10 protein-coding genes are annotated in these 14,779 nt (G+C 39.8%); 7 read left to right on the top strand and 3 right to left on the bottom strand.

Features of this window, described 5'->3' with window-relative positions; genetic code table 11:
- Positions 1-135: 135 nt before the first annotated feature.
- Positions 136-4,146, bottom strand: a complete 4,011-nt coding sequence (locus NIES1031_RS22835; protein WP_073551726.1) for a choice-of-anchor I family protein — start codon at positions 4,144-4,146, stop codon at positions 136-138.
- A gap of 566 nt (positions 4,147-4,712) precedes the next feature.
- Here NIES1031_RS22835 and NIES1031_RS22830 point away from each other — a divergent pair.
- The 4 genes from NIES1031_RS22830 (at position 4,713) to NIES1031_RS22815 (ending at position 9,330) form a co-directional block, all read left to right on the top strand.
- Positions 4,713-5,864, top strand: coding sequence for a baeRF7 domain-containing protein (locus NIES1031_RS22830; protein ID WP_073551725.1), 1,152 nt, complete (start codon positions 4,713-4,715; stop codon positions 5,862-5,864).
- 117 nt (positions 5,865-5,981) lie between these two features.
- Positions 5,982-7,328, top strand: a complete 1,347-nt coding sequence (locus NIES1031_RS22825) for a mechanosensitive ion channel family protein (protein ID WP_073551724.1) — start codon at positions 5,982-5,984, stop codon at positions 7,326-7,328.
- A 75-nt stretch (positions 7,329-7,403) separates the two neighbouring features.
- Positions 7,404-8,141 carry a bifunctional 2-polyprenyl-6-hydroxyphenol methylase/3-demethylubiquinol 3-O-methyltransferase UbiG gene (ubiG, locus tag NIES1031_RS22820; RefSeq protein WP_073551723.1) on the top strand — a complete coding sequence of 246 codons (738 nt, stop codon included), beginning with the start codon at positions 7,404-7,406 and terminating at the stop codon, positions 8,139-8,141.
- A gap of 298 nt (positions 8,142-8,439) precedes the next feature.
- Complete coding sequence (locus NIES1031_RS22815) at positions 8,440-9,330, top strand: DUF3267 domain-containing protein (protein ID WP_073551722.1); 891 nt, start codon at positions 8,440-8,442, stop codon at positions 9,328-9,330.
- Here the strand turns inward: NIES1031_RS22815 and NIES1031_RS22810 are convergent.
- Positions 9,310-11,373, bottom strand: a complete 2,064-nt coding sequence (locus tag NIES1031_RS22810; RefSeq protein WP_084544453.1) for a serine hydrolase — start codon at positions 11,371-11,373, stop codon at positions 9,310-9,312. The genes NIES1031_RS22815 and NIES1031_RS22810 overlap by 21 nt on opposite strands.
- 582 nt (positions 11,374-11,955) lie before the next feature.
- Here NIES1031_RS22810 and NIES1031_RS22805 point away from each other — a divergent pair.
- Together NIES1031_RS22805 and NIES1031_RS22800 are read left to right on the top strand one after the other, a co-directional pair.
- Entirely contained in the window at positions 11,956-13,251 is a 1,296-nt protein-coding gene (locus tag NIES1031_RS22805; RefSeq protein ID WP_073551721.1) for a RuBisCO small subunit-like domain-containing protein, read from the top strand.
- A gap of 43 nt (positions 13,252-13,294) precedes the next feature.
- Positions 13,295-13,606 carry a carbon dioxide-concentrating mechanism protein CcmK gene (locus NIES1031_RS22800; protein WP_073551720.1) on the top strand — a complete coding sequence of 104 codons (312 nt, stop codon included), beginning with the start codon at positions 13,295-13,297 and terminating at the stop codon, positions 13,604-13,606.
- A gap of 109 nt (positions 13,607-13,715) precedes the next feature.
- Here NIES1031_RS22800 and NIES1031_RS22795 read toward each other — a convergent pair whose 3' ends face one another.
- Entirely contained in the window at positions 13,716-13,949 is a 234-nt protein-coding gene (locus tag NIES1031_RS22795) for a hypothetical protein (RefSeq protein ID WP_073551719.1), read from the bottom strand.
- A 387-nt stretch (positions 13,950-14,336) separates the two neighbouring features.
- On the opposite strand from NIES1031_RS22795, the gene NIES1031_RS22790 reads away from it, so the two are divergent.
- Positions 14,337-14,759 carry a diacylglycerol kinase family protein gene (locus NIES1031_RS22790; protein ID WP_073551718.1) on the top strand — a complete coding sequence of 141 codons (423 nt, stop codon included), beginning with the start codon at positions 14,337-14,339 and terminating at the stop codon, positions 14,757-14,759.
- Positions 14,760-14,779: the final 20 nt, after the last annotated feature.

Raw genomic sequence — 14,779 nt, 5'->3', positions numbered from 1 at the left:
TCGTGTCTACTTAGCGGCTCCCCGTTTCGTTCTTAACCCAACTGCGTAACTCCTGGAATTTAGAACACCAAAATAATTGCACCTCTTCTGCTGCTTATAGAAAAGGTGCAATTTGTTACTTTCAGAAGGAGAAACCTACGCAAATTCAAAACTATTAGCGTTCAGTGAAGTAGCTTGAATGCCTCTAAGAATAGCTAAATCGGTATTAGAAACGTTAATGAGTGTATCAGCCCCATTTTGAGTCAGCGTGAGGTCGCTAAAGTTATTGACTTTGGATAAACCACCAATACCGATGATATCAATACCGACTTGAAAATCAGCGATCGCATTGACGCTATTAGGTAAACCATTGTAAGCAATCCAAAACTGATCCGCACCAGCACCACCATTTAAGAGGTTATCGCCTTGTCCAGCAAATAAGACATCATCACCTGAACCAGCGAATAAGCGATCGCCTGTACCACCAATTAAGGTATCGTTACCTTCACCGCCATAGAGTCGATTTTTGCCACTTCCAACCGCAGCATTGAGAATATCATTACCTGCTTCACCGAATAAGCGATCATTGCTTCCAGCAAACAACTCATCATCGCCATCGCCGCCATAAAGCTGATTACCACCGCCACCAGTAGCAGCATCAATGATATCATTACCAGCACCGGCAAAGACAGTATCGCGGGTATTTGCAAACAACTCATCGTCGCCTTCAGTACCAAAAATGAGTTCCCCTGTGGGTTCAGGAGTCCCGTCACCTTTTACCGTAATTTCAAAAACAGTCGTTGTGCCACTGACTTCATTTGCAGTGACTACTAATGGCTTACCATTGGGACTATCTTCCGCCGAAATAAAGATAATTCCTTCTGTACCAAGGTCGCCTGCGGTTCCTTGTGCTGGATCGCCAGAAAAATCGCGGTTATTGATGTATTGGACAAATTGCGGCGCTGTCGGGTCGGTAATATCATACGTCATGATGCCACCAACTCTTTCTAAACCAATAAAGGCATAGAAGCGACCGTTTATTTCACCAATGGCGACATCTTCAGGTTCAGGTCCTTTATCATCACTACGAGTATCAAAAGAATTCTCACGATGATTCGAGTTGAAAAATTGCGGATAAGTTTCAGCTATGATTTTTTCAAAGTCGTCTTGGCTTTCGTAGACGAGATTGCCTTGTGTATCCCAAATAGCAAACGAACGACCACCAAAAACATAAAGTTCATCAAAGTCACCATCACCATCGGTGTCACCGTTTGCGGTTGTGACAGTTAAACGCCCTAGGGCTTCGTCAGCTTGTAATTCCGCCGCATTCGGAAAAGCAACAGGATCTAAAACTAAATCTTTAATGCGTGCTTCTTCGCTGTAACCGTCGTAATCGCGGGCGTCGCCTTCGTTTGCTGTGACAATGTAAGTTTCGCCGTCGACTTCATACGTTGCAAAGCCATCCGGTTGATACATGCCTTTGATTGGCCAGTTAGCGATATTAATGGCACCATCGCGATCGCTAACGTCTAAACCGTTACCAGGGAGACTATGATCTTTGAAACCCAATGGTAAAATATCGGTTACTTCTCCCGAAGCAATATCCAGTACTGCTAGCGCATTGTTTTCTTGTAGCGCAATCCACGCGGTTGTAGAATCTGCGGAAACTTGAATGTACTCAGGTTCTAAATCTTGGGCAACAGTGGCATTAGGTCCAAAAATACGCACGCCAGCGGCGATTAATTCGTCACGACGGTCATTGTAAGCTCTAAAATCGGCGGTTGTAACGTTATCTTGTGTCAGGTTTTCAAAACCACCAGAGACATCAATAATACTTACCGAACCTTCAGGGTCGATGGTGTAATCATCATTTGGTTCGCCTTCATTCGCAACTAACACCTTACTTCCATCAGGAGTAAAGGTAATCATGTCAGGTAGCGCCCCAACTTGTACGGAACTTAAAAAGTTACCATCAACATCAAAGAAAACTGCTTTACCTGGTAGTTGTGTATTTTCATTTTCCACAGCTACTGCAATGACACCATCAAAAATCGCCACGCTGTTAGCAATACCACCGAAAGCAGTCGAAGAAATTGAATCCAATGCTTGAATATTCGTCGGATCGCTAATATCTAAAACATCAACGGTTGCTTGATTAGCATTGACAACAAATAAACGTTGGGTTTTGGGATCGTACTGGACAATTTCGGCGGCACTTTCATCGAAAATGCCTGTTTCATAAGTGCCAATAGGAGCTAAACTAATCGCATCCGATGCACCAATCAAAGGTGTAATTACAGTATCGCTGCGTTCGTTAAGGTTCTGAATTCGAGAATCTTGTCCAGGACCAACATCCGCAACATCATAAGGTTCTTCACTAAAGTTAGCTAAGAGATACTCAGCTAAAGCATCTTGTTCGGTACCAGGGTCGGTAAAGGTGGCATTGCCAGCATCAATATCTAAAGCTATAAGATCGACTCGATTAGCTAATTCTGAATTTTGCGCGATAAATTCGTCAAATGGGTAGCCATCACCACCGTCAGCAAGGAAGTTTAGCGTGACAACACGAAAAGTTTGTTCGGGATCGACAACTAACTCGCCATCTTGGACGACGATCGTAGGCGTGTCTGCGGTTTCCACAACCAGCGATCGCACGCGACTACCTGCTTCTAAATTAGGATCAAAACTAAAACTCAATCCTGCCACTTGCGGAAATCTTCCTGGAGTAGCGCCTGGCGCAGTTGCAGCAACTCCATGTTCAAGTACTGCAACAAGTTGTTCAGCAGTTAATGTTAGGAGGCTAAGTTCGTTATTGAAGCGTAAAGCGTTTTCAATATCTAATTGGGAAATTTCGCCTGCTTGTTTACCAGTTAATTCATTAGCTGGGGGCGGTACGCGATCGCCTTCTTCTGAACCAATTGCACCAATTGATGCTCGAATTCCACCTCCATTCTTAATCGAAATCACAACTGCATCATCAATTTCGCGTGCAGTCGCTAAATTCGCCTCTGCTGAGAGATTGCCTAAATTTGTTTCTTGAGTGCGGACATCTTCTCTTTGTCCATTTAGAAATACTTCAGTGCGACCAAAAATGTTACCGTCTTTTTCAGTGAGGACTGCGCCTACAGATGTCACTATATCTACAACTTGAGAATCGGCAACAACCGCATCAGGATTCGCAACAAGATCGCGTAAATCTATAACACCTTGTTCATCAGTAGCATACGCACCGCTAATCAATGGATCAATGCTATCTGGAATTAAAATCCCGTTGCTATCAAATTCAACAACTAAACGTCCTACATATGTATAGTTACCATCAGTACTGACGATCGCTATGGGTTCACCACTTGCAGATTGTCTCAAGATAGGATAGGGCCCTTGAACCTCGTCTCCTTCACGCAAGCGATCCGTCTCATCAGCTAAAATCGTATCTGAGCCACCAGCAATGATAATATCTACATCACGCAATCTTTCGGCGATCGCCAGTTCTACCGACAACTGCTGTAAATGAGCAGTTAAAATAATTTTATTGACTCCTTGAGCTGTCAATTCATCTACTGCTGTTTGAATCTCTGCTGCTAGTGCATCAAAGTCCTCTGGATCAGGAGGAATAATCGTGACATCACCAGGAGAAGAAATTGTATCCAAAAGCGGAGTTGTTGCACCGACAACCCCAACAAATTCGCCCTCAAGTTCAAAAACGACACTTTTAGCAATGCTGTTAGACTGAGGCGGCTGTCCATCGGGAACTACGAATGGAGCTAGGTTACTATCTGTGCTCACGTCAATATTGGCACTGAGGTACGGAAATTGAGTACCTGGATAATCGCCATCAGCAGCGAGAAGAGTTGCAATAAAATTTGTCCCTAAGTCGAATTCATGATTACCCAATGCTGAAGCATCAAAACCGATCGCATTCATCAAAGCGATATCTGCTCTACCTGCACTAGGATTACCTAAAACATCTACTAAACTAGGATCTCCGCCAGCAAACAAAAATGGTCCAGGGATGTAATTATCACCTGAAGAAATGAGTAATGTTTGATCGGGAAATTCTGACTCTAATCCATTAACTATTGCGGAGAATCTAGGTGCGTCTTCTAAAGAAGAAATCCCAGCTTCTAAATCAGCAGCGTGAAGTAGTTGGAACTTAAATGAATCCATAAGTGATATATCTGCAATATTGACAAATTACAGCGAACCTTCTGTATAAAACAGACCTATTGCTTAAAAAAAGGCAGTTAGTTGGACAAGCTATTTGAATACTTTGTCAAAAATTGTGCAAAGCATTTTGATTGTGTGCTACATTCATACTTCTGTAAATTACCAGAGAAACGTTAAGAAAATATTAACTATCTACTAAAAATCAACATTTATCCTTGAGTTACCAGTCGCTAATCTCTTATCTTCTATTTTCGCTTTTTGGAAATATCAACTTTAAGATAGATGTATTTTTTGCCGCATTGATTATCGACTACAAAGTTCAATCATTAGATAGACAGCAGGCAAAATATATACCAAGTTAGTTGGAAGTCAATAAAAAACAAAACATTTAATATATAAAGGTATCCTGTACCCTGTCCATAATTAAACATTTATAACAGCATTACATTACTTACAAGAGCCTCCCTTGAACTGCACTCCTTTGTGCCTGTAGTGATTCGTTAAAAAATCTCATACCCCAAACAAGATTGCTATACTAATTCTTTAAACAAGTAAGAGGAAATTGCATGAAATTATTTTCAATCGAAGAAGCAAAAATATTAATAGAACAACCCAAAGGTACGTGTGTTTCCATTTATATGCCTACGCATAAACTAGGAACTCAAACACAGCAAGATCCGATTCGCTTCAAAAACTTACTCAAAGAAGCTGAAGATAAATTAATTGAAACAGGAATGCGCCCGCAAGATGCAAGAGATATGTTAGCACGAGCGCAAGAACTCGATGATTATCAATTTTGGCAACATCAAAGCGATGGACTTGCAATTTTTATTGCCGATAATTTCTTTAGCTACTACCAAGTTCCACTCAACTTTGATGAATTAGTTGTCGTAACAGATCGCTTTCACCTCAAGCCGCTATTACAGCTATTAACCAACGATGGAAGATTTTATCTACTTGCACTCAGTCAAAATCAAATTCGCCTTTTTCAAGGAACACGTTATAGCGTCAGCGAAATTGAATTAGAAGATGTACCGCAAAGTATTGCCGAAGCATTACGCTACGACGATCCTGAAAAGCAACTTCAGTTTCATACAGGAACATCGCAAGGTGGTGGCGGCGACCGTGCTGCAATCTTCCACGGACAAGGTGCAGGCGAAGACGATCAAAAAGAAAACATTTTGCGCTACTTCCGTCAAGTAGATTCAGGTATTCAAGAATTGCTCAAAAACCAACAATGTCCGCTTGTTTTAGCTGGAGTAGAATACTTATTTCCAATTTACAAAGAAGCGAATAACTACCCTCATTTAATCGATGGTGGTGTCACAGGTAATCCTGACATTTCAAAACCTGAAGAATTACACGCGCAAGCTTGGGAAGTGGTACAACCTCATTTTGAAAAAAATCAACAAAAACTTGTGGAACGCTATCAAGAATTAGCTGGAACAGGGCAAACAAGCGATAATATATCAGAAGTTGTTCCTGCTGCCTACTTTCAGCGCGTTGATTCGTTATTTGTAGGAATTGGCATTCAAAAGTGGGGTAGCTTCGATCCAGAGAAGAATCAAGTTGAAATTCATGACGAACAGCAAACAGGTGATGAAGATTTGATGGATTTAGCCGCAATTCATACTTTAATAAATAGTGGTACTGTTTATGCGGTTGATCCTGAATCTGTACCAGGTAAGTCACCAATCGCAGGAATTTTCCGTTATTAGATGGTATGGTGGGCATTGCCCACTGTATTAATTAAACGAACCGCAAAGTACGCAAAGAACGCAAAGTAAGAAAAAGAGTTATTGTTGTGTTTATAAGTGTGTAGTAGAGAGTCAGGAATGGGCAAGCGTAAACAAGCTAATAAGATACGCATCGTCGTGTTTTTCACTAGCTTGATAATACTTAAAAGTCATATCAGTTTAGCCCAAGACATTCCTATAATTGAAACTCCTCCAGATTCACCTACAGAAGCTTCTGTAGATGGAATATTTTTTGCAGATGTTTTAGTACGCGGTAGACCAATTTTTCAAGTGGGTAGTTTATCAGAACTTGATGCAACAGAACGTACCCAAATTATCAATCGCCGAATTGCTAGTGTCTTAGCGCGATCGCAACCTGTTGGAAGCGTTACTGTACAAACAAGTCCGCAACGCAACATCGCAACATTACAAGTTAATAATCGCGTGTTGATGACAGTCACGCAGCAAGATGCAGAGGATTTCGGAGTTACGGTAGAAGAATTAGCGCAGCAATGGGCAAGTGAACTTAATCAAGCTTTTGAACAACGACCATTAGCGATTGATGTTGTCCAGCGTGTTAATATGACAATGCGCGAGTTACTGCGCGATATTATTGATAATTTACCCTCGATTATTGGTGGTTTAATTGTTGTTGTGTTGACATGGGCGATCGCACGTGGAGTACGACAAGTTGCTTACGGTTGGGCGCAGCGTACCGAAGGCGATCGCAGTAGCGAAATTCTCATTGCTAAATTAGGATACGGTGGCGTATGGGTCATTGGTTCAGTAGTAGCTCTGGGAGTCTTAGGACTTGATTTTACCGCGTTACTCGGTACGTTAGGATTAACTACGGTTGCAATTGGTTTTAGTCTCCGAGATATTCTTGGTAATTATATTTCCGGTGTCATTTTACTCGCAGCCCGACCATTTCGACTCGGCGATCAAGTCGTCATTAAAGAATTTGAAGGCACAATTACTCAAATTCAACTCCGCGCAACAACAATTCAAACTTATGATGGGCGGATGGTCTACGTCCCTAATCAAGAAGTCTTTCAAGCGAGCATTACTAATAATACAGCTTCCCCAGTACGTCGCAGTTCGGTAATTGTTGGAATTGATTATGCTGCGGATATTAATACTGCAAAACAGATTATTAAAGATGCTGTTTTGATGATTAATGGTGTAGAAGTGAGTCAACCGCTAGAAATTTTAGTTCGCGAACTCGCACCGAGTACTGTAAATATTGAAGTTCGCTTTTGGGTGAATTCGCGCCGTATGGCTTTTTTAGAAGCAACTTCGCAGGTAGCGCAAGTCATTAAAGAGTCATTAATGAATGCAGGAATAGAGTTACCAACAGATATTTATACTCTAGAATTTCGCAATTCGCTACCAACCTCACTCCATCAACAGCAAGATAAAGTTGTAGAAAACAATAACAATTCGTAATTTCAAATTTATCAATGAGGGTACAATTGTAGCTTTGATGTAGTATAAGATTTAAAGTTAATCATCAACATAATTATGAAGAAAAACGATTTAGAATTTTACGATATTAATGCTGATAACTGGTGGGATGAAGATGCTAAAATTTATCACCTTTATTACCTCAATCAGCCTCGATTTGAATTCTTCAGTCGTTATATTTCAGATTGGCAAGGATTAAAAGCTTTAGATGTTGGCTGCGGTGGTGGGTTTTCTTGTGAATTCATGGCAGAATTAGGAGTTGACGTATATGGCATCGATCAATCTCAAAAATGCGTTGAAGCTGCTACAAACCATGCTGTTAATAGCGGCTTTGAAATAAATTACTGCTATGGAATGGCAGAAGATATGCCGTATCCAGAAAATTATTTTGATGTAGTAGTATGCGTAGATGTCTTAGAACACGTTGAGAGTGTTCCTTGTGTGGTTTCTGAAATATTTCGGATTCTGAAACCAAATGGTTTGTTTTTCTTTGATACAATTAATCGCAACTTTAAGTCAAAATTGGTGATGATTTGGTTAATGGAAAATATTTTAGGTGAAATTCAACAAGGTGTTCATGACTGGAATAAGTTCATTAAGCCTGAAGAACTCATCAATTTATTAGAAAACAGTGGTTTTGAGGAGATAGAAATTAGAGGATTTGATATATTTGGCGAAGCTTTAAGATTAGACCTTACTAAATATATACAATTTAAAAAAACAAACAAATTTAATGTAACTATCAATGATGATACTTCAATTAATTATATTGGTAAAGCTAGTAAAGCAGTATAAATTTTCACTTGAATATCCCCGCTACGTTAACGTAATTAAAGCAGTGATTGCAAAAAAATATCAGTTAAAACTGAAACCCTAGTAAATTCCAGTAATCTAAGAAGGAGATAAATCTTAAAATATAGCTTTTTTAGAAGCAAATTCGTAGGTGGCGTAAGTTATTAGATCATTGATGAATGTATAAGTTGATTTGCCCATAGATATTTATACTATAGAACTTCGCAATTTATTGCCAATTCTGCAGCAAAAACAACAGGAAACTATAACCAGATTAAACAAATAAACTAGGAAGCGAAGAATGAATCCTACTTCCTTGAATAACCAAAAAATGCAACACCGTGGTTATCAGATATTAGATGAATTAACAGTAACTCGTCCTTTAGCCGCCAAGTTTTTCTTTCTGGCTACAGGAGGGTTTTTCTTATTTTTACCAGTTTTCTTAGCAATTTATGCTTTTTTGACAGGAACGAATCAAGACATTAATTTTGCATTTTCGCAAGTGCAGGGTTGGCTAGGAACATTACTTCTCATTGTCTTAACAATTGTCTTGCACGAACTTATTCACGGTGCAGTCATGTCAATTTATGGTGGTAAACCGCGTTATGGAGTAGGGTTATCGCACTTTGTCTTACCTTATGCTTATGCAACTTCGAGCAAAGTTTTCACGCGCAATCAATTTTTACAGATTACGCTTGCACCCTTCGCGATCATTTCAATTTTAGGTGTATTGCTGATGGTTGGATTGCAGACACCTTGGTTAGCGATCGCACTTGCAATCAATGCAGCAGGTGCTATTGTCGATGTGTGGGTAAGTTCGATTGTTTGGCGCTACCCCCGCCACATCCTAGCAGAAGATACAGTCATTGGCTTACGCATCTATGGTAAATCAGGCGATCGCCGCGTAGCGCATTCGGCAAATAATTTATTCTGGAATTTTTTGACAGGTTTTGCGATCAGCCTGGTTGTCATTTGGCTAGGCTTGGGCTTTGTGCTACCTGTCATTTTGTCGATGCTTGGTGTGGAGACTTTGACTTTAGGAATTCCAGATACACCCTTGAACTTATATCAGTACCAACGTACCGATGGCGGTGGTTTTCTGTCTTCGATTCAGTTTATCAATGTTTTAGCATTAAGTAGTGCGGTGGGATTAATTTACGGTATCAACAACTCAAAACCGAAAACCAAGTAAATTCCAGTAATCTAAAAAGGGGATAAATCCTAAAATAGCTACAGTGATGATAGAATAATGTAGTCGTCCCCACCATGACCAATATTGTTTTTGCCAGACGAGAACTGCAAAAATTGGTAGTAAAATTGATATTAAAGCTGCTACTATCGGAATCCATAGTAATGCAACCATAATTAATGGCACTCCGTAAATCAAATCGGTAGGCTCGTTAAGTAAAAGTGCCAAACCCATACTAATAGGAAACACTAAATAAAGTAAACTCACTAAACCTGCAACTAACCATGCCCAACTTGCCATAGGTTTATGCTGTTGTGCAGATTGAGAGCGACGCTGTATAATGTTACGAATTCCTACCCAAATGGCGGAGAGAAAAGCAATTAGAAAGAAAATTGCCAGTGGGATGTGAAAATAAGTTGTTTCATACCAAGGTAACTTCTCAAACCCAGCAGGGCCAAGATCGAGTGGATGATACATATGGGTGATATTTCCACGATCGCTTTGTTCAAAAACGACAAAATCGTCGTCGTTGTAACGGTAAAATATTAATGGTTCTACCTCTAGCAGCCGCACAAAGTTATCTTGCGGGGGTATAGTTGCAAAGAATCCTTCCGGAAAATGGACTTCTAAAGTGCCATCGTCTTTGGCATTAACACTAACATGATTAAACAGCGAACTAATTTTTGCGATTGTGTGTTCTGGATACTCAAAATCGCGGTAAGTTCCTGTAAAAAGCCGCAGTCGATTGTGATGATTTGCTAACGGTTGTGGTACTTCAGCTTCAGCTACAGGATAAAAGCGATCTAAAAACTGACTCGTCAAACGTTCGTGAAATTTGGGATCGAATTTGTTGTAGGCGATAAACAACCCTAGATCTTGATCGGGTATCAAAGAAAGCAAACCTGTATATCCCAGAAAAATTGCACTATGCGCTAATATTCGTTGGCGATTTTTAAACCTTTCGTGAAAAGCGTAGCCGATTCCAGGTAACTTAGGATGATCGGTAAATTGTTGCTGTCGCATTTCTTGTGCAGATTTTTCACTCAAAATCCGCTGTTCGCCATAACGTCCATTTTGTAAATGTGCCAGCATAAAGTGCGTCATATCTGTCGCTGTCGTACTCATTCCGCCAGCCGGAACAATATTTAGATACAAATATGGCGTTGTCTCATAGCTGTCATCTTCGTATTCATAACCTGTTGCGAGGTTAGTCGCTAATTGTTCTGGCAAAGTTTGACTAAAGGTACTACGCTGCATATCCAACGGTTGCAGAATGTTTTGTGTCACGTATTCCTCATAAGAAACACCTGAAACAACTTCAACAATGTAACCCGCAAGGTCAGAATCGTATGTAGAATAGCTATAAAGTTCTCCTGCTGGACGCACGCGGGGTGGTTGATATTCCTCAACATATTCAGCTAGTGATAGCCTTTCTGCTTCACTTCTGGCTGCAATGCCAATATAGTGTTGACTAAAACCACTCGTATGTGTAAGCAAATGCCGCACTCGGATAGGATCTGGATAAGTACTCTCAATCTGGAAATCTTGAAGATATTTATTAACGTCGTCTTCTACATTTAATAAACCTCGATCTACAAGCTGCATAATTGCTGTAGCGGTAAAGAGTTTAGACACTGAACCGACGCGAAAAACTGTTTGATCTGGCGTAACTGCCATTTGCTTGTCTATATCAGCGTAGCCATAACCTTTCGTAAAAAAGACTTCACCATCTTTCACTAAAGCAACGGTTGCACCAGGAACGTGCAATTCCTCCATTTGTTCGGCAAAGAATTCGTCCATAAAGCTTTCAAGTTCTTGGCGGTTGGGAATTCCTTGCTCAGTTGTAGCTGTGTTTTGTTCTACAATTGCTTGTGATGGTACTGCTGTTAGTTGTAGTTGCAATCCTGGTATCAACAAGATTAAGATACCTAGCAAAAAGCATAGAGCTAACTTGACAATCTGCCTTCCTAAGCGAGAACGATTTAGCGATCGCATTTTAAGCACGAACAGTTTACTATTATCGTTCTCAGGCAGTTGCTTAACCATACTACTAAAGCAAATTACTTAAAAATTTTGATGTCTATTTTCTATTTTCATACAAGTGGTTCATTTTTTTACTTCGTGATTAGTCATTCTTTAAACTAAGAAATCTTACTATAGATAGATGATGATTCTCTTTAGTTATCAAAGTTATAAATAAATCTTGTTAGTTTGAAGGCAAAGCGATCGCACTTATATACACCAAAATATGGTAAGTTGTTAAGTAATAGTGTTCAAAATATGAAACTCAAAAGTTCTCATGATGCAGGTACTAGCTGATGCAGCTTGATGGAAGTTACCGCTACGTTACAAATTTATTGGTTTTAGCTGCGCAGAAGATTTGTTGCCAGAATTGTAGTACTGCTGTATCTCCACCATAAATTTATAAAAGAATAAATCTGCTTTAAACAAGTTTTTCTGTCTCTACTGCTTTGCACTCACTCTAAATAAGTATTTCAAAGACTAATGAATGCAGTTTATTATACGTCACATTGCTTGATATAAAACCATTGGCAGGCAAGACGCCTACACCACGTTTTACTTATTCTTTAACTGAAAAATAGCAATTACACAACTGTAACCAATACTATGGGATATTACATCGCTCCTCGTTTCTTAAATAAGCTTGCTGTCCATATTACAAAAAACTTTCTTGATTTACCAGGCGTTCGCGTTCCACTCATTTTAGGTATTCACGGACATAAAGGAGAAGGAAAAACTTTTCAATGCGAACTCGTGTTCGATCTGATGGGCGTTGAAGCAGTTCATGTTTCGGGTGGAGAATTAGAAAGCCCAGATGCAGGCGATCCAGCGCGATTACTTCGCCTGCGATATCGCGAAGCCGCAGATTTAATTCGGACTCGTGGCAAAATGGCGATACTAATGATTAATGACTTAGATGCTGGTGCGGGTAGATTTGACCAAGCGACTCAATATACCGTTAATACTCAGCTAGTTAATGGTACGTTAATGAATATTGCCGATAATCCCACTAACGTACAACTGCCTGGGAGTTATGACGATAAGCCACTACCCCGCGTTCCGATTATTGTTACGGGTAACGATTTGACTACCCTTTATGCTCCACTCGTGCGTGATGGTAGAATGGAGAAGTTTTATTGGGAACCCAATCGGGAAGATAAAATTGGCATTGTTGGCGGAATTTTTGAACCTGATGAATTGTCTAAATCTGATGTTGAGAAACTAGTAGATACGTTTTTAGAACAATCAATTGACTTTTATGGGGCATTGCGATCGCGTATTTACGACGAACAGATTTTAGACTTTATCGAAAAAGTAGGATTTAATCGAGTCGGTAAACAAGTCGTTAACAGCGCAGAAAAACCACCCAGCTTTAGAAAGCCAGACTTTAGCCTTTCTCATTTAATCGAACAAGGTAAGCTGATCGTAAATGAACAACGGAGATTACAAGAGTTACGATTAGCTGCTGCTTATAATATTGGTGCATCAAATCCACAACCGAATAGAAGCCAAGTTACACCTACACCGACTACTCAGTATGAAAGTGGAAATGGTTCTACTAAAAGAAATGCTGAAGTCAATCAGCCTCGTCAAATCAGTAACGGATACAATTCCAGTAAAACGCAAACTGCAACTACAATAGATTCAGAGGTTGTTGAGCAAGTACAATCTCTTCTTGCGCAAGGATATCCTGTAGGTGTAGAATATGTCGATCAACGCCGTTTCCGTACCGGTTCTTGGCAAAGTGGCACTGTGATTCAACCTCAAGACAAATCCGAGGCGATCGCAACTTTAGAATCTTGCTTGGCAGATCACGAAAACGACTATGTGCGCGTGTTTGGAATTCAGCCTGGGGCTAGAAAACGAGTCATGGAAACAATTATTCAGCGTCCTAACCATTGAGTAATTCGTCACACCGTGCAAACTTAATTAATCAAGGAAATATATGTCAATTGCAGTTGGAATGATTGAAACTGTGGGTTTTCCCGCAGTAGTGGAAGCAGCAGATGCGATGGTAAAATCTGCACGGGTTACATTAGTAGGTTACGAAAAGATTGGTAGTGGTCGCGTAACAGTTATTATCCGAGGTGATGTTGCTGAAGTTCAAGCTTCGATTGCTGCTGGAGTTGATACAGCCAATCGTGTCAATGGTGGACAAGTCATCTCTACCCATGTTATTGCCCGCCCTCACGAAAATTTAGAGTACGTTCTACCCATTCGTTACAGCGAAGAAGTTGAACAGTTTCGGACAGATTAAATAATTAGCTAATCCAGCTAGTAACATTGCTTAAAGCAACTCTAGCTGGAGTTTATTATTGCTGGTAAAAGCGATCGCACTGTATCTGCTATAAGTTACGAACCGACTTCTACATTTTGCCTTTTTGCATAACTTCTTGAAGATGCTGGCGAACTCGTTGCGCGTGCTGCATATCTTCTTGCTGCAACTGTTTTAGCAATTCTACGCAAGGTTGAGAACCTGACTGTTGTGCATCCAAGATATATGTATTGTAAACTTGAACAGCTTCAGATTTGTTTTTTAGTACAGTCAGTAAATCGTACTCTAAATCGCTAAGAGCTTGAGTATTAGTGTTAGTAGTCATACTAACCTCCTGATGATTTTTGTTTAACATATACCTAGTTAGACAAAGAAGTATTGATTTTTCATCTATCTTAAAGAGTACTACTTGAGAAACTGCTATTTTTAGCTTGAAAAAAGCTTATATGTAGAGTATTTTAACTTCAATTATGATAGCTGTTAATAAGTTATTTAGTATAAGAAATAACTTATCTGCTTCTAAATATATAAAATATTTTTTCTACCTTTATACAGATGAAAATTAAACTTTTAATAACTCAAAATCAAACCTAATCACTTGAAAAGTTGAAGTCTACATAACATAAAGTTACAAATCTTTATTTTTTAAAAGCGCTTCATTGAATACTCGCAATTTCTCTAAAACACTCAGTATACTTACGGTAGTTGTTTTATGTTTCGCTCAGCTTGTCTTATTTTCAACCCATCATCAGGACAAGGAAATCCTGTAGAAGAGCTAACAGCAATTAGAGAAACACTAGGGTCAAAAATCGACTTAGATATTCACCCTGCTCATAATAAAAAACACGATATTCCTCAAGCCATCAGTGTAGCAGTTGAGCAGAATACAGATGTCATTATTGCTGCTGGAGGTGATGGTACTGTTGCTGATGTCGCTGCTGCGTTAAGAAACATACAAATTCCGCTTGGTATCATTCCTAGAGGAACAGCGAATAATTTTGCGACAGCCGTAGGTATACCTCAAGATATCCACTCTGCTTGCGACGTTATCTTATCTGGAAGATTACGTACTATTGACACTGCTGCTTGCAACGGTAAACTAGGTCTCTTGCAAAAGTCGGTCAAACTCACCTAGCTTTTGGGAGACGAAGCTCG

It is taken from the genome of Chroogloeocystis siderophila 5.2 s.c.1, assembly GCF_001904655.1.
GTDB lineage: Bacteria > Cyanobacteriota > Cyanobacteriia > Cyanobacteriales > Chroococcidiopsidaceae > Chroogloeocystis > Chroogloeocystis siderophila.
Note: the sequence above shows the minus strand (reverse complement) of the source record. Positions and strands in the feature narration are given on the sequence as shown.